This window comes from Streptomyces sp. A01, from assembly GCF_059026195.1.
The window spans coordinates 370,108-392,578 of sequence record NZ_JBWLKN010000001.1 but is presented as its reverse complement, the minus strand read 5'-3'; the positions used below and the strand labels follow the sequence as shown (position 1 = coordinate 392,578).

General features: G+C 70.6%; 20 protein-coding genes and 3 pseudogenes. 10 read left to right on the top strand and 13 right to left on the bottom strand.

What is annotated here, in order from left to right; genetic code table 11:
- The first annotated feature begins 39 nt into the window (after nt 1-39).
- Together AC5P1B_RS01540 and AC5P1B_RS01535 are read left to right on the top strand one after the other, a co-directional pair.
- Entirely contained in the window at nt 40-1,746 is a 1,707-nt protein-coding gene (locus tag AC5P1B_RS01540) for a radical SAM protein (RefSeq protein WP_493884285.1), read from the top strand.
- Between the two features lie 115 nt (nt 1,747-1,861).
- Nucleotides 1,862-3,055, top strand: coding sequence for an NAD(P)/FAD-dependent oxidoreductase (locus AC5P1B_RS01535; protein WP_493884284.1), 1,194 nt, complete (start codon nt 1,862-1,864; stop codon nt 3,053-3,055).
- Nucleotides 3,056-3,077: 22 nt separating this feature from the next.
- Here AC5P1B_RS01535 and AC5P1B_RS01530 read toward each other — a convergent pair whose 3' ends face one another.
- The gene (locus AC5P1B_RS01530) at nt 3,078-3,572 is read right to left on the bottom strand and encodes a hypothetical protein (RefSeq protein WP_493884283.1); all 495 of its coding nucleotides are present in this window, start codon (nt 3,570-3,572) and stop codon (nt 3,078-3,080) included.
- Nucleotides 3,573-4,083: 511 nt separating this feature from the next.
- On the opposite strand from AC5P1B_RS01530, the gene AC5P1B_RS01525 reads away from it, so the two are divergent.
- Both AC5P1B_RS01525 and AC5P1B_RS01520 read left to right on the top strand, forming a co-directional pair.
- Nucleotides 4,084-5,448, top strand: coding sequence for an erythromycin esterase family protein (locus AC5P1B_RS01525; RefSeq protein WP_493884282.1), 1,365 nt, complete (start codon nt 4,084-4,086; stop codon nt 5,446-5,448).
- A 40-nt stretch (nt 5,449-5,488) separates the two neighbouring features.
- Nucleotides 5,489-6,172, top strand: coding sequence for a phosphoribosyltransferase (locus AC5P1B_RS01520; RefSeq protein ID WP_493884281.1), 684 nt, complete (start codon nt 5,489-5,491; stop codon nt 6,170-6,172).
- A gap of 114 nt (nt 6,173-6,286) precedes the next feature.
- On the opposite strand, the gene AC5P1B_RS01515 is transcribed toward AC5P1B_RS01520, so the two are convergent.
- Together AC5P1B_RS01515 and AC5P1B_RS01510 are read right to left on the bottom strand one after the other, a co-directional pair.
- Nucleotides 6,287-6,490 (bottom strand): cold-shock protein, encoded by a 204-nt coding sequence (locus AC5P1B_RS01515; RefSeq protein ID WP_493884280.1) that lies wholly within the window; start codon nt 6,488-6,490, stop codon nt 6,287-6,289.
- Between the two features lie 513 nt (nt 6,491-7,003).
- Nucleotides 7,004-7,144 (bottom strand): hypothetical protein, encoded by a 141-nt coding sequence (locus tag AC5P1B_RS01510; RefSeq protein WP_493884279.1) that lies wholly within the window; start codon nt 7,142-7,144, stop codon nt 7,004-7,006.
- 86 nt (nt 7,145-7,230) lie between these two features.
- Here AC5P1B_RS01510 and AC5P1B_RS01505 point away from each other — a divergent pair.
- Nucleotides 7,231-7,394: pseudogene (locus tag AC5P1B_RS01505) on the top strand (DUF2267 domain-containing protein); the annotation flags it as partial.
- Nucleotides 7,395-7,619: 225 nt separating this feature from the next.
- Here AC5P1B_RS01505 and AC5P1B_RS01500 read toward each other — a convergent pair.
- On the bottom strand, nt 7,620-8,168 hold the full coding sequence (locus AC5P1B_RS01500; RefSeq protein WP_493884278.1) for a VOC family protein: 549 nt from the start codon (nt 8,166-8,168) through the stop codon (nt 7,620-7,622).
- A 269-nt stretch (nt 8,169-8,437) separates the two neighbouring features.
- Between AC5P1B_RS01500 and AC5P1B_RS01495 the strand changes: the two genes are divergently transcribed.
- Nucleotides 8,438-9,334 carry an alpha/beta fold hydrolase gene (locus AC5P1B_RS01495; protein ID WP_493884277.1) on the top strand — a complete coding sequence of 299 codons (897 nt, stop codon included), beginning with the start codon at nt 8,438-8,440 and terminating at the stop codon, nt 9,332-9,334.
- Here AC5P1B_RS01495 and AC5P1B_RS01490 read toward each other — a convergent pair.
- A complete protein-coding gene (locus tag AC5P1B_RS01490) occupies nt 9,318-10,301 on the bottom strand; it encodes a DMT family transporter (RefSeq protein ID WP_493884276.1) in 984 nt (327 codons plus the stop codon). The two genes, AC5P1B_RS01495 and AC5P1B_RS01490, sit on opposite strands and share 17 nt — an antisense overlap.
- A 392-nt stretch (nt 10,302-10,693) precedes the next feature.
- On the opposite strand from AC5P1B_RS01490, the gene AC5P1B_RS01485 reads away from it, so the two are divergent.
- On the top strand, nt 10,694-11,788 hold the full coding sequence (locus tag AC5P1B_RS01485) for an aminotransferase-like domain-containing protein (protein WP_493884486.1): 1,095 nt from the start codon (nt 10,694-10,696) through the stop codon (nt 11,786-11,788).
- A gap of 359 nt (nt 11,789-12,147) precedes the next feature.
- Here AC5P1B_RS01485 and AC5P1B_RS01480 read toward each other — a convergent pair.
- The 7 genes and pseudogenes from AC5P1B_RS01480 to AC5P1B_RS01450 all read right to left on the bottom strand — a co-directional run.
- Nucleotides 12,148-12,723: pseudogene (locus AC5P1B_RS01480) on the bottom strand (methyltransferase domain-containing protein); the annotation flags it as partial.
- A gap of 123 nt (nt 12,724-12,846) precedes the next feature.
- Entirely contained in the window at nt 12,847-12,993 is a 147-nt protein-coding gene (locus tag AC5P1B_RS01475) for a hypothetical protein (RefSeq protein WP_493884275.1), read from the bottom strand.
- A 665-nt stretch (nt 12,994-13,658) separates the two neighbouring features.
- On the bottom strand, nt 13,659-14,507 hold the full coding sequence (locus AC5P1B_RS01470) for a helix-turn-helix domain-containing protein (RefSeq protein WP_493884274.1): 849 nt from the start codon (nt 14,505-14,507) through the stop codon (nt 13,659-13,661).
- 6 nt (nt 14,508-14,513) lie between these two features.
- Entirely contained in the window at nt 14,514-15,032 is a 519-nt protein-coding gene (locus tag AC5P1B_RS01465) for a DUF6879 family protein (RefSeq protein WP_493884273.1), read from the bottom strand.
- Nucleotides 15,013-15,276 carry a hypothetical protein gene (locus AC5P1B_RS01460; protein WP_493884272.1) on the bottom strand — a complete coding sequence of 88 codons (264 nt, stop codon included), beginning with the start codon at nt 15,274-15,276 and terminating at the stop codon, nt 15,013-15,015. Before AC5P1B_RS01460 ends, AC5P1B_RS01465 begins: the two co-directional genes overlap by 20 nt.
- A 388-nt stretch (nt 15,277-15,664) precedes the next feature.
- Complete coding sequence (locus AC5P1B_RS01455) at nt 15,665-15,817, bottom strand: hypothetical protein (protein ID WP_493884271.1); 153 nt, start codon at nt 15,815-15,817, stop codon at nt 15,665-15,667.
- A 504-nt stretch (nt 15,818-16,321) separates the two neighbouring features.
- Entirely contained in the window at nt 16,322-17,140 is an 819-nt protein-coding gene (locus tag AC5P1B_RS01450) for a recombinase family protein (RefSeq protein ID WP_493884270.1), read from the bottom strand.
- A 123-nt stretch (nt 17,141-17,263) separates the two neighbouring features.
- Here AC5P1B_RS01450 and AC5P1B_RS01445 point away from each other — a divergent pair.
- The 3 genes and pseudogenes from AC5P1B_RS01445 to AC5P1B_RS01435 all read left to right on the top strand — a co-directional run.
- A pseudogene (locus AC5P1B_RS01445) lies at nt 17,264-17,797 on the top strand (aminotransferase class I/II-fold pyridoxal phosphate-dependent enzyme); the annotation flags it as partial.
- Nucleotides 17,798-18,265: 468 nt separating this feature from the next.
- Nucleotides 18,266-19,837 carry an alkaline phosphatase D family protein gene (locus tag AC5P1B_RS01440; protein ID WP_493884269.1) on the top strand — a complete coding sequence of 524 codons (1,572 nt, stop codon included), beginning with the start codon at nt 18,266-18,268 and terminating at the stop codon, nt 19,835-19,837.
- 179 nt (nt 19,838-20,016) lie between these two features.
- A complete protein-coding gene (locus AC5P1B_RS01435; RefSeq protein ID WP_493884268.1) occupies nt 20,017-21,303 on the top strand; it encodes a GNAT family N-acetyltransferase in 1,287 nt (428 codons plus the stop codon).
- On the opposite strand, the gene AC5P1B_RS01430 is transcribed toward AC5P1B_RS01435, so the two are convergent.
- Entirely contained in the window at nt 21,260-22,462 is a 1,203-nt protein-coding gene (locus AC5P1B_RS01430) for a trans-sulfuration enzyme family protein (RefSeq protein ID WP_493884267.1), read from the bottom strand. The genes AC5P1B_RS01435 and AC5P1B_RS01430 overlap by 44 nt on opposite strands.
- Nucleotides 22,463-22,471 lie beyond the last annotated feature (9 nt).

Genomic DNA, 22,471 nt, shown 5'->3' with positions numbered 1-22,471 from the left:
TCCGTCCCTGGCCCCGTTCGATCCTGGAGACCCACCCCTATGCGTATCGCAGTATGCGGCGGCCCCTACGGCAATCCGTACGCCCTGGAAGCCTTCGTCCACGACGCCCGCGCCCGCGGGTGCGAGCGGCTGTTCTGCCTGGGCGACCTGGGCGGCTTCGGCGCCGACGTGGACGCGCTCCGGCCGCTCCTGACCGACAACGGGATCGAATGCGTCGCGGGCAACTACGACGTGGCGATCGCCCGCGGCGACACCGACTGCGGCTGCGGTTACCGCGACCCGAAGGACAACGAGTACGCCCAGCTCATCTACGACCACACCCTCGCCACCACCAACCGCGACTTCGCCGCCTGGATGGGGACCCTGCCCACCGAGCGCCGCGAGACGATAGCCGGCGTGGACCTCCACATGGTCCACGGTTCGACACTGGCGCTGAACGACTTCTGGTGGGAGTCGCTCCCCGAGGAGCAGCACCGGCTGCGCGCTGAGGCATCCGGCGCGGACGTGGTCCTGTGCACCCACAGCGGCCTGCCCTGGCAGCGGCGCATCGGCGACACCCTCGCCGTCAACGTCGGCGTACTCGGCAAACCGGCCAACGACGGGCACAGGAACGTCTGGTACGCCGTCCTCGACCTCGCCGACGGCCGCGCCACCGCGGAGCTGATCCCCCTCGCGTACGACTGGCGGGCCCAGGCCCGCTCGATGCGCGCCGCCGGGCTCCCCGAAGTCTTCACCGAGACCATCGAGACAGGCTGGTGGACCACCTGCCTGGAGATCCTTCCCCCGCGCGAGCGTTCCCGGGGCCGCTACCACCTCTACCGCTCCACCCTGCCGTCCGGCTTCCGGCCCGCCGACTTGGGGTCTCCCCTGCTCGGAGAGCTTGGGGAAGGCTGGGGAGAGACCACGACCCAGGAACTGGACGGTGACCGGCCGGTGGTCCCGCTGTTCGGCACGGCGTACTTCCCCTCCCGGCTGTGGCTCTACACCAACTTCCACTGCAATCTGGCCTGCGACTACTGCGCGGTCGCCTCCTCCCCGAAGGCGGCGGCCCGCGTCCTGCCCGTCAGCACCTTCCGCGCCCTGGTCGACGAGGCCGTAGCGGCCCGGTTCACCGAGCTGTACCTCACCGGCGGCGAGCCCTTCCTCCACCCCGACATCGTCGGCCTTCTCGACTACGCCTCCGCCCGGTTGCCCACCGTCGTCATGACCAACGCGATGCTGCTCCGCGGCCGCCGCGCCGCCGGGCTGGCGGCCCTGGCAGACCGCGGCCTCACCGTCCAGACCTCCCTGGACGGTGAGGCCGCCGCCACCCACGACCTGCACCGCGGCCCCGGCTCCTGGCAGCGCACCATGGACGGCATCCGCCACCTGATCGACCTCGGCCTGCCCCCGCGCGTCGCCCTCACCGAAACCCCGGAGAACAGGCACGAGGTACCGGCGGTCGGCGAACTGCTGACTGAACTCGGTTTGCCCGCAGACCACTTCGCCGTACGCCCGCTCCTGCGCCGCGGCTTCTCCGAGACCGGCGTGGAGATCGGCGAGGACTCCAGCGTCCCCGAGCTGACCGTCAGCGCCGACGGCCTGCACTGGCACCCGGCCGGTGCCGACCTGGCCACCAGTCCCGACATGCGCCTGGCCCCCGCCGGGACCTCACTCGCCACGGGCAAAGAGCTGGTGACGGAGCGGTTCTTCGCCGCCCGCCTCACCGACGGCAGCCTGCCCCGCCCCGTCCACTGCGCCATCTGACCGCCCCCGCACCAACAGACCTACTTGTGCGAACGCACCCGTAGGAACGCACCCGTACGACGCACCTGTAGGAACGCACCCGTGCGGACTCACCCGTACGAAAAGGGAGTTCACCATGCAGCGACATGTCGCGATCCTGGGCGCCGGACCTGTCGGCCTCGACGCCGCCCTCGCCTGCGCCGACGCCGGATGGCCGTTCACCGTCTACGAGGCCGCGGACACCGTCGCCGCGCACGTACGCGCCTGGGGCCATGTCCGCCTGTTCACTCCCTGGGACCTCAACGTCTCGCGCCGGATGCGCACCCACCTCCCGCACGCCCCGACTGGCGACGACTGCCCCACGGGCGCGGAGCTGGTCACCCGCCTGCTCGACCCGGTCGCCGCACTGCCCGCCCTCGGCGGCCGTATCCGGCTGCGTACCCGGGTCGCCGCCGTCGCCCGTAGCGGCCTGCTCAAGCACGAGCAGATCGGCACCGAGGCACGCGCCACCGCGCCCTTCACCCTCCTGCTGGACACCCCCGACGGCGAGGACACCGCCAGGGCCGACCTCGTCCTGGACTGCACCGGCACCTACTCCCACCCCAACACCGTCGGCCCCGGCGGCATCCCGGCCCCCGGCGAACGTGCCCTCGCCGACCGCGTCACCCGTACCCTCCCGCCCACCGAGGCCCCGGCCCGATGGGCGGGTACCGTCCTCCTCGTCGGCGCCGGCAAGTCAGCCCAGACCGCCGCCCGCGATCTCGCGGCGCTGCCCGGCACGCGCGTCGAGTGGGTCGTGCGCAGCCCGGCACCCGACTGGGGAGCCGTCCCGGACGACACCCTGCCCGGCCGTCAGCGGCTCGTCGAGACCTCGAAGGCTTTCGCAGCAGGTGCCAACGACCACGTCACCGTCCACACCGGCGCCCACGTCCAGGCCCTGGCGCTGGCCCCCGATGGCGACCGGATACGCGCCGTCCTCGCGACCTCCCACGGCCCGCGCGAGATCGTCTGCGACCACGTCGTGGCGCTGACCGGCTACGTCGGCGACGCCTCCCTCTACCGGCAGCTACAGGTCCACGAGTGCTACGCCACCAGCGCCCCCATGAACCTGTCCGCCACCCTCCTCGGCGCCTCCGCGGGCGGCGACTGCCTCGCGCAGCCCTCCCCCGGTATCGACACCCTGCGCAACCCCGAACCGCACTTCTTCATCCTCGGCGCCAAGTCCTACGGCCGCCTGAACACCTTCCTGCTGCGCACGGGCTACCGGCAGATCGACGAGCTCGCCGCCGCTTACGCCACGGAGTCGCCGCTCCTGCCTGCCGGCACGTGAACGCGGCCACCGCGTGGCCGGATCACCGCCCCGGTTTCGTCTCGTACCGGGGACCGAGGTCCGGCGAATCCGCACCTTGCAGCTCGGTGACCAGCCCATGCGTGACGATCAGGTCGTGGAGCACCGCCCGTGCCTCATCCGCCGGCAGACCGGCGCGGCGGGCCACTTCGTCACAGTGAACGCCCTCTCCGCTGCGCCGCTGCTCGGCTTCGGCGACAGCCCGGAACACCCGTTCGTGCGCCTCTGAGTACTCGCGGGAACCGCGCCCGCCGAAAGAACGCGCCGGTGACGAAGGAGAAGTGCGCAGCGTGCCTTCCTCACGGCTGGGGTCGGACTGCTTGCCGCGCAGCAGGCTCGCCGCCTTCTCCTCATGCGTTGCTGAGGCTGTCAGGTGAGCCCGCTGCTTGGAGGCGCCCGTGGTCTCGCCCCGGGCGCTGGGCCACTCCCCCGCTCTCTCGGCCTCCCGCGCCGCCGCCCGCTTCTGGTCCTCGTCACCTTCCATCTTCTTACGCACCATGATCTGGTTCCTTCCCGCCTGGCCGGAACGGGGCAGCCCCGCGAGCTTCCGGCAGATGTCCTTGCACAGCGCCGGGTGACTCGGATGGCGGGCAGCCAAACGGAACCAGGACAAGCATTTGATCGCCTACGGGGAGGCCGTCGGCGATCACCGCGCTTCGCCCGCCCTTCCTTTGCCGTCTTCCCTTAGCCACCTCTCCTTTGCCGCTCCCCTTTGCCGTCGGTCGTCATCCGGCGCGGGCGCCGGACGACCCGCCACGCGCCCGCCCGTGCGGTGAGCCACGGCCTCGGCCTTCCCGTCGCGTTCTCGCGCGGCCGCGGCGCGTAACACCTGCTGACCGTACGCAGCGGGCCGGCGGGGCCGCGCAGGCGACGCGTGTGCGGTGTCGGGGGCAGGGGTACCCGGTGCTACGCGTGGTTCGAGGCGCCAGGCTGGTCCATCGCGTGGAGCACTCGCAGCGCGGACAGGGGTTCCTCCAGCCCGGAGCGTACGAAACTGAGGAGGAATGGCAATGGCTCCCTCCGAGTCGCAGGCGCGGGTGCAGGCGCAGGCGGAGATCTCACAAGTGCGTAGCGCCGCGCTTCCCCTTACCGGCCCGGAGTCGTTTGACCCACTGCTGGAGCGGATTGGCGACGCCCGCTATGTGCTGTTGGGCGAGGCGTCGCACGGTACCGCCGAGTACTACCGGTGGCGTGACGTACTGACCGCTCGTCTTATCGAGGAGAAGGGTTTCTCCTTTGTGGCGGTGGAGGGTGACTGGCCCGACTGCCAGGCGTTGCACTGCTCCGTTACGGGGGCTGCCGCGGCGCCCGAGGACCCGATCGACGTGCTGGAGGGCTTCGACCGCTGGCCGACGTGGATGTGGGCCAACACCGATGTCGCCCGCTTCAGCCGCTGGCTTCGCGAGCACAACGCCGCCCTGCCACGGGATCGGCGCGTGGGGTTCTTCGGCCTGGACGTGTACTCCCTGTGGGAGTCGTTGCACGCGGTGCTGGGCTATCTGACCGAGCACGCGCCGGGCCGGGTTGAGCACGCGTTGGAGGCGTATCGCTGCTTCGAGCCGTACGCGGAAGACCCGCAGTCCTACGCGCTGTCCACCAGGCTCATACCGTCCGGCTGCCAGCCGGAGGTTCTCAAGCTGCTGGTGCAACTGCGCCGCGGAGCGGACGAGGCCGCCGCCGTCGATGGGAACCTGGTGGAGTTGGCGGCCCGGCAGAACGCGGAGGTACTGGCCGGAGCCGAGCGGTACTACCGGGCGATGCTGCACGGCGGGCCCAAGTCATGGAACATCAGGGACCATCACATGGCCGACACCCTCGACCGGCTCATGGAGTACTACGGGCCACAAGCCAAAGCCGTCGTGTGGGAGCACAACACACACGTCGGAGACGCCCGGGCCACCGATATGGCGGCGGTCGGCATGGTCAACGTCGGTCAGCTCGTACGCGAACGCCACGCCGCCGACGGCGTCGTCCTGGTGGGTTTCGGCTCCTACGAAGGCACCGTGATCGCCTCCGACCGCTGGGGAGGACACCCCAGCGTCATGCGTGTCCCGCCTGCCCGCGAGGGCAGCCTGGAAGACCTGCTGCACCGGGCGGCGCTGCCCGACGACGCCGGACTGTTCGTCTTCCCGCCCGCCCACGGTCCCGGACAGCCGGCCGTGGACGGCTCCCACTGGCTTCGGGACGAACGCGACCACCGCGCCATCGGCGTCGTCTACCACCCGGAGCGCGAGAAGTGGGGCAACTACGTCTCCACGGTCCTCGGCGAACGCTACGACGCCTTCTGCTTCATCGACCGCACCACAGCCCTGGCGCCTCTCCACACCGCGCCCGCGCGGACCGGCGAGGAAGAGACCTGGCCCAGCGGCGTCTAGCGCGATGCGGGGAATCCGCAGCATGGAAGGAGGAACCCACATGCGGTTCCGAGACCACCGGCACGCCGGCCAAGAACTCGCCGCGAGGCTGCTCGAATGGACAGCCGACGGCGCCATCACCAACCCCCTCGTCCTGGCACTGCCGCGTGGAGGCGTGCCCGTCGCGGCGGAGGTCGCTCGCGCACTCAAGGCGCCACTGGACGTCATCGTGGCCCGCAAGATCGGCATGCCCGGCCGCCCGGAAGTAGGCATCGGCGCGATCACCGGTGAGGACCCACCTGTGTTCGACCTGCGGGCTCTGGAAATGCTCGGCCTGGCCCCGGACGAGCTCGGTTCCGATGTCGCCCGCGAACGGACAGAACTGCACCGCCGCGAAGACCTGTATCGCCGCGGGCGCCCCGCACCGGAGGTTGAGGGCCGGACCGTGATCCTGGTGGACGACGGACTCGCCACCGGCGTCACCGCGCGCTCCGCCCTCCGCTGCCTGCGTTCCCAGCACCCGGCGCGGCTGGTCCTCGCCGTGCCGGTCTGCGCCCCGCAGGCCGCCGAAACAATGCGGGAGGAGACCAACGATCTTGTGTGCCTGCACGCACCGCCCGCCTTCCACGCGGTCGGACAGTGGTACGAGGACTTCGCCCAGGTCTCCGACGACGAGGTGATCAGCACGCTGCGAGAATTCGAAACAGCACCACCGTCACGCCACAGCGAACGATCCAGCCGCTGAACACGGCACGACAGGACACAACAGGACGCGACAGGACACGCGGCCGCGCACGAGGAGCGACCACAGCGTGCGGTATGCGCCGGGCACGAGGTGGGCCCTGGAGGGCCGACCCGACTACTCCGGGACGATGTTCTCCGCCTGCGGGCCCTTCTGACCTTGGGTGACATCGAAGACCACCCGCTGCCCCTCCTGGAGCTCGCGGAAGCCCTCGGCGGCGATGTTCGAGTAATGGGCGAAGACGTCAGGACCGCCGCCGTCCTGTTCGATGAAGCCAAAGCCCTTCTCGCTGTTGAACCACTTCACGACGCCCGTAGCCATACCGCTCTCCTGCGCTTCAAAGGGGCGGATGCCGCACATCACGGCAACCGGAGGTGATCGCCGGGCCCATGAAAACTCTGAAGAACACACACGTCCGCGATCGTGACCGCGGGGGGAAACAGGCTTCGGAACCGCGACTGCTATGACAGCGAACGTACCCGAGCAGCGCCCACACCGCTATATTTTTGTGCATACGGTGCGAACTCCCCCGCAACGGAGTACAACAGTCGAGCGTTGCGGCACGTCACACCAGCTGCGCCGCCACCCCCTCACCGGTTGGTGAACGAGGGTCGCGCTCCCGGTGTCAACGTCGGGCCGCACCCTTCCGACCGGCGAGCTTCCGCGCCGCATTTCTGTTTCAGCCGCCCCGCCGCCGGTTACCCGCCCTGACGCCGATGGCGGAGGACACGCGGCTTCCCACAGAGGCACGGGAATCGGCGAGTACGGCCAGGACAGCGGCGACAAGGCACAGCCGGAGACGCGCGGGGGTACTCCGGGCCCGGAGGCATGGCCTCAGTCCGTTTCCGGGTCCTCGACCTGGTAGGTCCTGGTCCAGGACGCTCCGCATCGGCAGCCGGACTGCTCGATCAGTTCGCTCTCGTCCGAGACCGCCAGCCCTTGGTTGAGGCGGACGTGCACATGCTGCTCACTCATGGGATCACTCTTCGCCGTGGACACTCCCTGTGGGTCCGTTCCTCATGGCGGGCACATGTCGTCCGGCGTACCAATGACCCAGATCACGCGTCGCCGAGCGCACCGGCGCCCACACCCGTACCGCCCAGTGGGACGCCGGCGCCGTCCTGAGCACGCTCGCCGACGCCGTCTCCCCAGGCGAGCTCAACCAGGTCATCAGCAGCTCCCCTCCGGTTACGCGGTCCTCTTCGGGAAAGCCGGTCCCAGCGATCAGGCCGTGTCCGGCGGATCGCGCCGATCACGCCGATCACGCTGGTCGCGCTGGGGAGGGGAACTCCTGTCCGTGCGTCGCATACCGCGGACGCGACGTGGCTGGTCGCGCAGTTCCCCGCGCCCCTGACGGGGCGCATCCCTGCATTGCGCCGGGACTGGCGGCCTGGGGAGTGCCCAGCATGCTTGGTGCCTTCGGTCGCGGACGCGGAGGCGGCGCGCGTGGTCAGGCGCGCTCCGTGTCCTGGGGCGGCGTCCAGCGTTCGGCCTGGGAGTCCGCTCCGTACTGGATGCCGCTCGGGTACGTCAGCAGCTCGACGAGCATGCCCCAGGGGGTGCGGGTGTAGACCCAGCGGTTGCCGGGTCCGCTCTCCGCGCCGGGGAGGTCCGCCACCTCATGGTGAACGACGCCGCCCGCCTCCCGCACCCGTCGCACGGCGGCGTCGATGTCGTCCACGTACAGCGCCATGTGCTGGAGCCCGAAGTCCGACAGGCGTGCGGCGTCGCGCTGCTCGGTCCCGGCGAGCTGGAACAGCTCCACGCTCGGGCCGTTGCCCAGCCTCAGGTGCCGCTGCCGCACGACCCGCGCGCCCGGGGCCAGGCCCAGCATCTGCTCGGAGAACCTGCCGCCCTTGGGAGCGGCGGAGCGCGGCAGGGTCTCCAGCACGATCCGCGCCCCGAACGCGCGCCGGAAGAACTCCGTGGCTTCCTCGATGTCCGGCACGGTGACGCCGACGTGATCGATTCCCCGGACCGGGGCGGAGGTCTCACTCATCGTTCCCGCTTCCTCGTCGGCCCCGGCGGGGCCGGCCCCGGCCCCGCCGGGGCGGTCGACGTCCAGTCCACGCCAACCCGCTCCCCAGCCCCCCTCACCACGCCCGGAGGGTCCGTCTTCAGGCCCGAACAGCGCTGTCCGCCCGCTCCGCGGCGGCGTGGCGGGACCGGCGGCAAGGTGTCCGATTCCCAGCTACCCGGGGTCTACCCAGCAGTAACCCTTGCTGACATGCTGTCCAACGAGACCCCCGGAAGAAACGGAGCCACGCCATGGCCGAGACGATTTCCTTCGCCCACGACACCGCGACGGGCACATTGCCGGTGGAGGTCGCCTACGAGCGGCGCGGGTCCGGGGAACCTGTGGTGCTGCTGCACGGCATCGGCCACCACTGGCAGGCGTGGGAGCCCGTGTTCAGCGTCCTGGCGGCGGAGCGGGACGTCATCGCGATCGACCTCCCCGGCTTCGGCACCTCCGCCCCGCTTCCGTCGGGAGTGGGCTACGACCTCGGCAGTGTGGTGCCGGTGCTCGCCTCGCTCTTCCGGGAGCTGGGGCTGGAGCGGCCGCACGTCGTCGGCAACTCGCTGGGCGGGCTGATGGCGCTCGAACTCGGCCGGACGGGCAGCGCCCGGAGCGTCACCGCCCTGTCCCCGGCCGGATTCTGGACAGAGGCCGAGCGGCGTTACGGCTTCGCGGTGCTGCGCGCGATGTACCGCGCGACCCAGGTGATGCCGGAGCCCTTCGTCGCCCAGGTGGCACGCACGGCGGCAGGCCGGGCCAGCCTCGTCGGCTCCATCTACGCCCGCCCCGGGCGGCGTTCCCCCGAAAGCGTCGTCGCCGAGAGCCAGGCGATGCGGTACGGGGCGGGGTTCAGGCCCACCCTCGTCGCCGGGCGCAGCGTCCGCTACACCTCCGACATCCCCGACGTGCCGGTCACCATTGCCTGGGGCGCGAGTGACCGGCTGCTGCTTCCCCGGCAGGGCATCCGGGCCAAGCACGTGATACCCAACGCGCGGCTCATCCGGCTGCCTGGCTGCGGGCACGTCCCGATGAACGACAACCCCGCGCTCGTCTCGCGGGTCATACTCGACGCCACCAAGGCCGCCTCCGACACGGCTGTCTCCGAGAACACCACGAGCGAGGTCGGCGCGCTCAACACGCTCTCCTGACCGGCGGGCCGGCGCCCAGCACCTGCCCACCGGCCCCCGCTCCGCCCCCGGTTCCGGCTCCGGCCTTGGGGCCGCCCCTGGTCAGTACGCCGGAGCCGATCGCGACTCCCAGGCCGACCAGCAGACTGCCCGCCGCCTGGGCGGGCCCGTAGGCGCCGGTGCCGACGACCGGGGCGGTGAGGGCCGCCGCCACCGGGATCAGCCCCGAGAAGAGGGTGGCCCGCTCGGCGCCGATGCGCCGCATGCCCTGGTACCAGCAGACGAAGGCGATCACGGTGGCGATCACGGCCTGCCACAGCAGCGCCGCCGCCTCGACCGTGTCCGGCGTCCGCACCCAGCCTCCGCCGTCCAGCAGCAGCGCGATCGCCAGGGACTCGACGGCCCCGATGCCGCACGCCGCCGCCGACAACAGGACCGGGCCGAGCGTGCGCAGCACGGGAACCGCGAGCACGGCGAACCCGACCTCGCCCGCCAGCGCCGCCAGCGACCAGGCGATCCCGGCACCATCGGCCCGCCCCCAGCCCTGCACCGTGAACGCTCCAGCCGCGACGAACAGCGCCCCGCAGAGCACCGCCCGGGCGGGGCGGCGGCCGGCGGCGGCCGGGACGATGACGGCGACCATGACCGGCGCGCAACCGACGAAGACCCCGGGCACGGCGGGCTCGGTGGTGCGCTCCGCCGCGAGGACCGCGAGGTTGAAGCCGACCATGCCGATGGCGGCCAGCGCCGCCAGCCGCACCCATTGGCGTCCGGTGAGCAGTCGCAGCGGCGCCAGGCCTCCCCGCCCGAGGAGCGGGATCAGAAGCAGACAGGCGAGTCCGTACCGGAGTGCCTGGCCACCGGCGTACGGGTAGTCGCCGAGCACGCTGTTGGCGGTGAACGAGCCGCCCACGAGCACGCAGGCGAAGGCGGCGAGCAGCGCGCCGCGCCGCTGGTCGGTGGGGTCGGTGAGGTTGCTGCGATCCATGACGGCGACGCTAGGCAGCCAGGCGGTACGCCTTAAGGTCCAATGTGATGACTGATTCGGGGACCACTTCGGCCACGGGTCCCGGCAGCCCGGCGCGGGCCGCCGGGCCTGGCACGGTGACGGGCGGGTCGGCCGCGAACGGGTCGGCCGCGAACGGTGCCGCAGCGCGCGGGGCGGCGGGCGAGGCCGCTCCGACCGGCACCACGACGGACGCGGCCACTGCGGACAACGCCGCGCCGGGCCGCACCCCGACCCGGGTCATGGCGGATGGGCCCGCCCCGAACAGCGCCGTGACCGGCAAGCCCATCCCGGCCGGGGCCACGGAGGTCGCGAGCGCCGCCTGGGAGCTGTTGCTGCCCACCGCCGCCGCGCCGCTCCGCCAGCGCGGCCGCATGCTCCAGTCCGCCCTGCGGGACGCGGTCAGGTCGGGGCGGATCACGGCGGGGACACGGCTGCCCGCGAGCCGGGAGCTCGCCGCCGACCTCGGGGTCTCGCGCGGCCTGGTCACCGACGCCTACGAGCAGTTGACCGCCGAGGGATACCTCACCAGCAGCAGGGGCGCGGGGACCTGGGTGAGTGGCGCCGCCCGCAGTGCCGCCCCCGCCGGGCGTGAGCGGCGGCCCGGCCCCGGCGAGCCATCGACCGGCTTCCTCCCCGGCACGCCCGACCTGTCACTGTTCCCGCGCACCGCGTGGTCGGCCGCGCACCGGCGGGCGCTGGCCCGGCTGCCGCACAGCGCGCTGGGATACCCGGACCCGCGCGGGCTGCCCGAGCTACGGGAGGCACTGGCCGGGCTGCTGGCCCGGCGGCGCGGTGTCGTCGTCGACCCCGAAAGGCTCATCGTCTGCTCGGGCGTGGCGCAGGCACTGACCCTGCTCGGTTTCGTCATCGCCGGGAGCGGCGCGGGGCCGCTGCCGCACGGCGGGCGGCCCGGTGGGCGACCAACGCGGGCGGCGGCGGGCGGCACGTCGCCGGTCGTGGCCTTGGAGGACCCCGGAACGCCCGCGTACGAGGCGTTGTTCGCGGCCGTGGGCGTGGCCTCCGCCCCGCTTCCGCTCGATGCGGAAGGACTTGATCCGGTGGCTCTCGCCGCCTCCGGCGCGCGGGCCGCCGTGCTGACGCCTGCGCACCAGTTCCCGCTAGGGATCGCGTACTCGGCGCGGCGCCGTTCCGCCCTGCTGGACTGGGCGCGGGCCACGGGCGGCCTGCTGATCGAGGACGACTACGACGGCGACTTCCGCTACGACCGGGCGCCGGTGGACCCTACACCCTGGCAACTTGGCGAGTCAGCAGGTCAGCGCACGCGAGAAGCCCCGCCCATACGCCGGGGGAGACATAGGGGCGGGGCCGGTAGGTGGAGCTGCTACGCGCTCCGGAGCGGTACCAGGCCGTCCGGGGAGTCGAGCCACGCGCGCTCGCCGTCGCCGTCCACGGTGAGCCCGAAGCGATCGAAGCCGGGTCGGTCGTGCTCTTCCCACCACCGGTAGGCGGCTTCCGTCTCATCCCACAGCCTGCGCGGACCGGACTGGACGACTTCGTACGTGTCGGCGTTCGGCACGTAATCCGCCGTTGCCCACGACCGGGTGTCGGTGCTGTACGTCCACAGCGTGTAAGAGCCGCCGTCGTATCGCTCGGCTCGCCAGAACGCCCCGGCCACTTGCAGCCCGATCACGAACTGTTCGAGCCACCCGCCGATATCAGCGGGAGAGAGCGCGGTCATGCTCCGGATGCCGTCTGCGGGCCACTTCTTGCCCTTGAGGTAGGCGGAGAAGGGCGGGCGTTCCGTGCGCTGCTGTCGCAGGCGCATGAAGGCACTGGAGCGGGTGAAGGGGCCATGCGCCGCGCCGTCGTCAGCGACGACCAGGCGCACGACGTACTCACCGCCGTACTCGGTCCCCCACGGGGCGACGATGACCCCGCCGGGGCGGCACTGCTCCACCCAGCTCCGGGGCACGCTCCCGACTGAGCACGTCGCAATGATCCGGTCGTACGGGGCACTGCTGACGTAGCCCGCGCGGCCGTCTCCCGCGATGACCACGGGGGACAGACCAGCGCGCCGAAGGTTCTCCCCGGCCTCCTTGGCTACCTCCTCGTCGTACTCGACGCTGACGACGTTTGCGCCGCCGAGCCGGTGCGAGAGAAGACCCGCGTTCCAGCCTGTACCGGTGCCGATCTCAAGGGCGCGTTGCCCTTCCCGTACGTCCAGGTCAGCGAGCATCGAGAAGACCATGCGCGGCATGGAACCGGAGCTAGTCGGCGTGGTCCCCAGTCCATCCCCGATGTGCCGTCCGTCGTCCCACTGCGTAGTGAGAGGGATATCGGAGTACACCGCCTTGAACCACGCGTCCGGGTCCTTGGCACGGTCTACCAACGCTGTCTGCCGGGTGCCGTCCGCGATGCCCGGCCAGATGCGGTCAGGCACGAACAATTCACGGGGGACCGCCTCGAACGTCGGCAGCCAATCAGTCGTCAAGGCGCCCGCTTCTACGAGCGCAGAGGCGAGCCCCGAAGGGCCCACCTCCTCCGTGCGTGTCGTCACATGCACCTACTCACCGGTCGCGGGGCCGGAGCCGTCGGACGTGTTGCCGCCCTCGTCGGTGCCGCCGCCACCGTGCCCGGCGCCGCTGTTGCTGTCGTCCTGCTGGCTACCGCCCTGGCCGTCGCCGGACCCGCCGCCATGCTGTCCACCCATTGGGATGCTCCTTCGTAGTCGGTTGATGATCCGTGCAACCCGCCCGGCCGTCTCCGCTTCACGGGGCGTGCGACCGGGCGGGGGTCTCAGTGGGCCGCGCGCTCGTGTTGCGGATGACCCACGCCCGCGTCACGTGTGCTCTCGCCGGAACGGGGACGGTGGCGGGTTGCTGCCGAGCGGGAAGTAGACCACCCCGGAGGCCGGGTCTTTAGCCCCGCCCCTCTCCGTCCGCCAACCCTCGGGAGAGTCCCGGTACGGGCCGTCAGGGTCCTGTGTGAGGTCTACGAGGGTCACCAGTTCCGGGGCCGGTAATGGGTGCGTCACGCGCCGCCGAACTCTCGCGGGGGCCGTCACGGCGCGTCCTTGGGCTGGGGGCACTCGGGGTAGTGCCGGTAGAGGGCAACCGGCGAAGCAGACGCCCTCTCAACGATGGTGCGGCGGCACCGCTGAAGACTCTTGATCGGCTGCCGACAGGTGGGACACGTGTGCCCGGACGGGGCGTAGGTCGTGTACTCCCCCTGTCGTGCGTCCCACTGCCGTTCGTCGGTGCTCGCTGCTTGCGTCTTGCTCGCCATGCTTGCCGTCCCCTCGCGTGGTCCGATGGCGACCACGCTAGGGAGAACGGAAGCCCAACCCCCAGCGGATTGCGCCTGATTGCGCACGGATTACGCGAGTGACTCAAGAGCCTTCGTGATCAGTGTGCGGGCCTTGATGCCATAGACCGCCATGTCGGCCAGCGTGGCGAACGTGTCGGCGTATGCCGTCACCTCGCTCGGCTGCGTCAGCGTTAGGTACCCCGAAACAAGCTCTACGTTGACCTGTGCTGTGTCGTAGATCCAGAAGCCCTCTACCGGCATACGCGCCCGTCCCACCCGCTCTGGAATCACGCCAACGCTGACGTTGGGCAGCGCGCCGACAGTGGCCAGATGATCGAGCTGTTCAGCTTGTGTGTCGGCGTCGCCGTACCCGTTCCTCAACACGGACTCCTCCACCAGGAATGCGAAGCGGCGGTGCCCGTCGTGCAGCACGCTTTGACGTTCCATGCGGGCGGCCACAGCGTCGGCCACGTCATCGACCGCAACCCGTCTCCGCTGGACAGCGCGCAACACGTCCTCGGTGTAGCCGAACGTCTGGACTAGGCCGGGCACGAGCCATGAGGAGTAGGCCCGGAACCAGTGGGTGCGCTCGAACAGGGGCCGTACGGACTCCTGAGCCCGCTTGAGCCCCGTACGCTCCATCCGACGCCAGGACACCCACATGCCCTCAACGGCCCGCAGAGAGGCAATCAGGTCCTCTGTCTGGTCCTCTGCGCCGCACGCCTGGCACCACGCCCGAATGTCGTCAGCGGAGGGTGACGCCTTGGCCGTCGAGATTCGAGACACCTTGGAGGGGTGCCAGCCGCACAGCGCGGCGAGATCCTTGCCATCAAGCCCGGCGTCCTTGACCAACTCCCGTAGGCGGTCGGCAAGGACTTGCCGGGCTTGCTGGACGCTTGATGACGCGGAAACTGGCATGTCGTGTCAGGTCAGCTTGTAGTCCTCGTGCGGCGTGGCCCGCTCCCACACCGCCTCAAACGCAGCGCTGACCATCTCGATCACGCCGGGTTCCGTGCGCCACTCGCGGTCAACAACCTCCCCGTTCCCAGAGAAGAACGTGAACAGCACAGACGCGCCATCGAACATCCACAGATCCGTGCCCGGTAGTGCGATGTCCGCCGCCCGACGCCGGGGCAACCAGCGGACAACCTCACCCGCCGCCGCGTTGGCGAACGTCAAGTCATGTTCCCACCGGATGTAGTCCGTGACCGGCTCCGAGACGATCCGAGCCCGCCGCATCTCCACACCGCGCGCTGTCGTCTCGGTCACTAGCTCGTGCCAAGGCCACCACCAATCAGGAAGCTTGGCAGCGTTGCCCTCGTACCGGGAGTCGGTACGCCAACGCGAGAACTCCGGATCTTCCGGGTTGTAGATGTCGCGCATCTCAAGATGCACGGCCGAGTGCTGCGCCTTGGCGAGCCCTTCACGTACGGGGTACTTCACCGGTGCCGTCCTCCGGTCGGGGGATGTACTTAAGCATCACAGCGGGCAGGCGGATGGTGGTCTCGTGTTCCGGAACGTCCGTGCTGTGGCCGGAGATCGAGCCGATCTCCTGGCACGCCTTCACCTCGTCCTCTGTCGCCTTGTAGGACTGGATCAACAAGTCCCCCGTGTCCTCGTCTAGCCAGATGGTGGGCGAGTCATCAACGGGCGTGTTCGGGATGATCCCGAGGAATCGCAGCTGCATGCCTGCCCTCTCCCTGTGTCGATCCGATTGCGGCCGATTGCTTGACCATCACCCCGTCGGGGCATCGCGTCAAGACCGCCTGCCGCAGGCCACTTGCCCGGACACAGCGAGGCCCCCGCAACCGTTTCGGCGACAGACAGCGGCGAGGGCGCGGGCTTCGGATCAAAGGCACCCGGAAACGCCAAAACCCCCAACGGCCACCCAGTGCGGGCAGCCATCGGGAGCGGAGGGTCAGAAATGCCGGGCGCAGCAGCCGACTGTGAACAGATCCAACGGCCGTGGCACCGTGCCCAGTTCGAGCCGGTGCACCGTGGCGAACACGGTCCATAGAGGGTGGCGCTCCGGGTGGTCGTGCTCTGCCAACTCGCAGCCGAGTTCCCTGAGTTCGTCACTCGCCGCGGCGGTACGCCTCCAGGGCGGCAGCGGCAGCCGCGCGGGCGGCGTCGATCGGGTCGCCGGAAGCGGCAGGGTCGGCCGTCTTCTCGTGCGCCGACAAGGCCGCATCGAGCTGCCCAAGGAAGCGCAAGAGCGGATGCGCCACGGGCACGCCGGACGAACCGGGGACCGTGACGCCCTCAGTGACGATCTGAGCCGCTACCAGGTCCCAGACGGAGGAAGTGCCGGATACCTCTCCGCGTCGCCTGAGACCGGCTCAGGGCGGCTCTTGGATGCCGTCGCGGTGGCCTTGCGGTGAGCCTCGCTGCAATACCGGGTGCGCCGGTAGGCGTCAGCGGGTAGTTCCGCACCACAGGGGCCGTGTTCACAACGTCTCTTCATTCAGTCCCCCTCTCGGGTCGGTAGTGAGACGGTACGCAGAACCTGCGTACCCTTCATGGGTAGTGGCGCGGAAGGATACCCAGATCGTGAGTACCCTTTTCGGGACGGGCGAAATTCTTGCCGGACAGCCTGCGGACCCCTGGCCGGGACGGACGCGTCTTTCGAAATGGGACTGGGATCGCTGAGCGGCGTTGCGGTGAACTTCCGACCCGCATACGCCCTACCGCGCGGTGGCGTTAGCCGTGAGATGGCGTCCTGATTCGGGACGTCACCCGAGGTGATCAAGAGGGCCGACAGTGCTTGCACGCGATGACCCACGAATCCGAGCGCTCATCACGTCGCGCATCAGCGGGCAACCGTTCCTTGAGCCTGTACCCGAAGCGCTGGCACAACTGTCCGCCCGCCACGTCTTGCCCGTCGCGGACTTAATGCCCCCCTCGTTGAACTCCCTTGCCAGCGCACGCGACGACGTACCGCCCGCGATAGATGCGAAAATGCGGAGCACGATGGACCACGGGGAATAGTCCTTGCCCCGGACTTTCGTCACGTTCGGGGAGAGCTTCCGCGTGCCCTTGTCGGCAACCAGTCCGAACGGGGCGCGAGCCAACCAACGGCCCTCGTTGCGCTGACGTGCTTTCGTCCTACAGACGTTGTACGACAGTCGGACGGAATAGGCGCGTGCGTCTTCGGCACGCTGAATGATCCATTGCCGGTCCCGTTCCTGACTGGAATCAAGGCGCTCGTAATCGAAGATGACCCGCGCCTTGCCCAGAATCGGGACGACCGCTTCAGCACCCTTCCGGCTGAACCTGTCGAGTGCGTACACCCACAACGCCGGTACTTCGCCGTTCATCACGGCACCCATGGCAGCGTCGTACTTCGGTCGCTGCACGTCCGACCATGCCGACAGGTTCTCTCGCCAGACCTTGCGGACCTGGTAGCCCTCTTCGTCCGCCCAGCGTCGCCCCCGCTCTTCCTGAGCCCGCAGCGAGAGCGCGCGCTCACCCTCCCTGACCACCTTGGACTTCCTGAGCAACAGGTCAACTTCCGGCCGGTCGTCGGTCTTGCCCCGCGTAGACGTGTTCACCGCTACTGGGGAGCGGGACGGTTTCCTAGGAACGCTGGCCTTCGTTGCCGTTGCCATGCCAGACCCTTTGTGACCAGCGGAAACGTCCCGCTACCCGGAAGGTCCCAGAGTGTTGGACCTACTCCGGTCGGCGCGTTGCAGGGACTGGACCCGGCCCATGTGGCGTACACCGGCTCGGTCAGCAAGTCCCTGGCACCGGGGATACGGCTCGGCTGGCTGGTGGCCCCCGAGGCGCTGGTGTCGGAGGTCGTGGACCGGAAGCGGACGATGGATCTCGGCCATCCCGTACTGGATCAGGCGCTCTTCGCCGACTTCGTCACGCGCGGTGACTACGACCGGCAGCTGCGCCGCTGTCAGCGCGCGTACCGGGAGCGGCGGGACGCGTTGGTCGCCGCGCTCGTCGAGAACTTCCCGGGGACCGAGGTGACCGGGATCGCCGCCGGACTGCACGTCATCGCCCGGCTGCCGGAGCGTTACGGCCCCGCGGCGCGGTTCACCGAGCGGGCCCGGCAGGCCGGGGTGGGACTGTGCCTGCTCGGCGACTACGCGCAGCGCGCCGCCCCATCTCCGGGCATCCGGCTGGTGCTCGGCTACGCGCATCTGCCGCCGAGCAGAATCATGGCGGCCGTGGAGCGGCTGCGGCGCGCCCAGCGGTGACGACGGCTCAGACACGCGGCCGACGGGAGTCACAAGAGCCGGGAATGACCCCACCAGACGTACGCGTCCCATCGGGTGTACGCGTCTCGCCAGTCGCACACCTCTCACCAGGCGTACGCGTGACAGCGGCCCGCATGGGTCACACGCCTCGCGCCCGGCCCCGTACGCCAGACGCCACCCACCGCGCGCTCGCGCCCGGCCAGGCCCCGTGCTCGCAGCCGTATCCGCTCTGTGCGCGCCTCGCGCGGATTCCGTACGCGTCGTGTCACAGGGCTCCCCGGCACGACGGTGCGCGGTGGAGTGTGGAGCCTGCGGACGACCGCTGAACAGCCTGCCGCGTACCGCCTGACTACTGGCTGGTTATTCATCTTGCGTTCCGGCGCCATCAGTACCGGGAGGTGTATTGCGGGCGATACTGCGGTGACGGGTGTGAGGTGTGTGTGAAACGGGAACAACAGGAGGTTGCCCATGGGCCGGGAATCCGGGAGTGGTGTCGGGCGGCGCGCGGTGCTTCGCGGGTCCGCGGCGGCGTCCGTCGCGCTGGTCGTTCCGTCGCTGGCGGCCGCGGCGCCCGCGCTCGTGCGGTCGGGGCGGCCGAGCGCTCGGTGGGGTACGCAAGCCGGTGACGTGAGCACGTCCTCGGGTCTGGTGTGGGTGCGCTCCGACCGGCCCGCCCGGATGCTGGTCGAGACGTCGGCCACCGAGTCCTTCCGCAAGACCCGGCGCTGGCGCGGCCCGGTCGTGGGCCCCGGCACGGACTTCACCGGGACCACGGCGCTGCGCGGGCTGCCGCCCGGTGAGCAGATCCACTACCGGGTCACCCTGGCCGACCCGGATGATCCCAGGCGCACCGGTGAGCCGGTGTACGGCACGTTCCGTACGGCCCCGGACCGGTGCCGGGATGTGCGTTTCCTGTGGTCAGGCGACCTGGCCGGGCAGGGCTGGGGCATCAACCCTGAGCGGGGCGGTTACCGCGTCTTCGAGGAGATGCGGCGCCTGGACCCGGACTTCTTCCTGTGCAGCGGCGACAGCGTCTACGCGGACAACCCGATACCGCCGAGTGTCACGCTGCCGAACGGCGACATCTGGCGCAACGTCACCACCGAGGAGAAGTCGAAGGTCGCCGAGAGCCTGGCGGAGTTCCGGGGCAACTTCCGGTACAACCTCCTCGACGCGCATCTGCGGGCCTTCAACGCCCAGCTGCCGACCATCGCGCAGTGGGACGACCACGAGGTGCTCAACAACTGGTACCCGGGCGAGATCCTCCAGGACGCGCGCTATACGGAGAAGGACGTGGATGTGCTGGCGGCGCGGGCCCGGCGGGCCTGGAGCGAGTACTTCCCCGTCTCGACGCTGCGCCCTGACGGCGGCGGCCGGGTCTACCGGGTGTTGCGGCACGGTCCGCTGCTGGATGTCTTCGTGCTCGACATGCGCACCTACCGCGACGCCAACTCGCCGGGCCGTCAGTCCGAGGCGCCGCAGGGGATTCTGGGGGCCGAGCAGCTGGCCTGGCTCAAGCGGGAGCTGTCGCGGTCCCGGGCGGTGTGGAAGGTGATCGCCTCCGATATGCCGCTCGGCCTGGTGGTCACCGACGGGGCGACCGACTTCGAGGCGGTGGCGCAGGGCGACCCGGGGGCCCCGCTGGGCCGGGAGCTGCAAATAGCCGATCTGCTGCGGCATATCAAACACCGGCGAATAACGGGAACGGTGTGGCTGACCGCCGACGTTCACTACACATCGGCACAGCGCTATGTGCCGTCACGGGCCGCGTTCACGGACTTCGAGCCGTTCTGGGAGTTCGTGTCGGGTCCACTGCACGCGGGCGGGTTCCCAGCGCTGAAGCTCGACGGGACGTTCGGCCCGCAGCAAGCGTTCGTCAAAGCTCCGGCCAAGGCGAACACCCCTCCGTCCGAGGGCGGACAGTATTACGGCGAGGTGGAAATCGACGGTGGCAGCGGCGAGCTGACGGTCCGGTTGCGTGAGGAGGGGGGCGCGGTGCTCTTCACCAAGGCGCTGCGGCCGGGTCGGGTCGGGCAGTGACCGTAGGCCTGAGGCAGGCACATCGCTGAGACAAGGCGCCGGGGCAAGGCGACAAGGGACTGGGACATCACGTGGTTGAGCATCGGACAGAATCGGGCGATAAACGTCCAGAACCTCCCTTAACTCATCAGTCACAAAGAGTTCGTGATCACGCAACACCTCTGCTCCACAGTGGAGTAATGAGTGACACGACACCGACGAAGGACGCCCGAGGCCGCCGGACTTGGCGGCACCGCCTGACGGAGCTGGCCGCCACAGTCGGCGTCTGCTCCTGGTGGTCCTGGCGCCATAGCCATGCCCCGCCCACGAGTGGGAGCACCGATACCGGCGCCGCAGCGCCCGAAGCGGCTCCGGCCCGCAGCGGTGCGGACCAAGTGGGCGGCACAGCGCTGTGGCGGATGCGTGCGACGGTTCAGGACGAGCCCGGCAGCCTCGCGGCGCTGTGTGCGGCACTCGCCGTGCACCGGGTGGACATCCTGACCCTCCAGACACACCCGTTGGCCAGCGGAACCGTGGACGAGATGCTGGTGCGCGCCCCGGCCGGGCTCAGTGGCGCCGGGCTGGCCCAGGCCGCCGCCACCGGCGGTGGCGCGGACCCCTGGGTGGAGCGGGCCGACGCCCACGACCTGGTGGACGCGCCGACCCGGGTGCTCGGCCTGGCCACCCGGACCGCCCTCGACGCCTCCGAACTTCCCCTCGCGCTGCGGCAGCTGCTCGGCCGCTGCACCATCCACTCCAGCCCCGCCCGTCCCGGGTTCGGCGAGCGGAGCGCCGCCGAACAGGTGCCGGTGGAGGGGGTGCTGGAGGAAACGGTCATGCGGTTACGTGACCAGTCCGGCGGCACGGTGACCATCGAGCGGCCGTATCTGCCGTTCACGCCCACCGAGTTCGCGCGGGCCCGAGCGCTGATCGAGCTGGACGCCCGGCTCGGCCCGCGCGTCCCGCACGGCCACGACGTACTGACGCTGCCCGAGGGCGACGAGATCACGGTGCGCCGCGCCGACACCGCCGACCTGGCGGCGGCCCGCGAGATGCACGAGCGCTGCTCGTCGCGGACGCTGTCGTCGCGTTACCACGGCCCGGTCGCCGACGCCGACCGCTATCTGAGCCACCTGCTCAGCCCCCGGTACGGCCGCACGCTGGCCGTCCAGACCGCCTCGGGGCGGCTGGTAGCGCTGGGGCATCTGCTGTGGGACGGCGACGAGACGGAGGTCGCCCTGCTGGTGGAGGACGAATGGCAGCACCGCGGCATCGGCTCGCGGCTGCTGCGGCAGCTCGTCGAGATGGCCGCGGCGACCGACTGCGCGCACGTGTACGCGGTCACGCAGTCGTCCAACACCAGCATGGTCGCCGCCATGCGCGGCCTCGGGCTGCCGCTCGACTACCAGATCGAGGAAGGCACGATCGTCATCACCGCCCAGCTCACCGCTGCGGCGCTGCCGACCGCGCCGGGGAGGGAAGGCTGACCGTCCGGGTGGACGGGGCGGGGCCGAGCGCCCCGTCCAGGTCCCGCCACAGGTCATCGACATCCTCCAGGCCGACCGACATCCGCAGCAGCCGGTCGTGGACGCCGGAGGCGTGCCGGTCTCCCTCGGGCACCACCCGGTGGCTGATCGACGCCGGGTGCTGAATGAGCGTGTCGACGCTGCCGAGGCTCACCGCCGGAGTGATCAGCCGTACTCCGGCGATCACCTCGTGCGGGTCGCCGTATGTCTCGAAGGACACCATCGCGCCACCGATCCGCGGGTAGTGGACGCGGGCGACCCGGGGATCGGCGGCGAGCCGGGTGACGAGTTCGGCCGCGCCGGCCGCCGCCGCGCGCATCCGCACCGGCAGGGTGGCAAGACCGCGCAGCAGCAGATAGCTCGCGAGAGGGTGCAGCACGCCACCGGTCGCGAAGCGGATCTGGCGTAGCTTCCGCGCGAACTCCTCATCGCAGGCGACGACTCCGGCGAGCACATCGCCGTGCCCCCCGAGGTACTTCGTGGCGCTGTGCAGCACGACGCGGGCTCCGTGCTCCGCCGGGCGCTGGAGCACCGGGGTCGCGAACGTGTTGTCGACGAGCAGCGGCACCTCACCGCAGGCGTGCGCGACAGCGCGCAGGTCCAGTTCGGCGAGCGTGGGGTTGGCCGGGCTCTCGACCATCACCAGGCCGGTGTCGGGCCGGATGGCCTCCCCTATGCCGGCGGGGTCGACCCACGTCACCTCGGAGCCGAGCAGCCCGGCGGTGAGCAGGTGGTCGCTGCACCCGTACAGCGGGCGTACGGCGACGACGTGCCGCAGCCCGGCGCTGATCCGTACGAGCAGGCACGCGGTCAGCGCCGCCATGCCGCTGGCGAAGGCGACAGCGCTCTCGGTGCCCTCCAGGCGGGCGAGGGCGGTCTCGAAGCGCGCGGTGGTCGGGTTGTCCAGGCGCGCGTACACCGGTGGCCCCTCGGGACGCGCGCCGGTGGCCGCGAACTCGTCTATGCGGGCGGCCTCCGCGCGGCTGTCGAACGACGGGTAGGTCGTGGACAGGTCAAGGGGCACCGCGTGCACGCCGAGCGCGGCGAGGTCTTCGCGGCCCGCGTGCACGGCTTCTGTGGCGAGGGAGTGGCCCGAAACAGCCTCTGACAGGTAGGTCATGCACTGGAG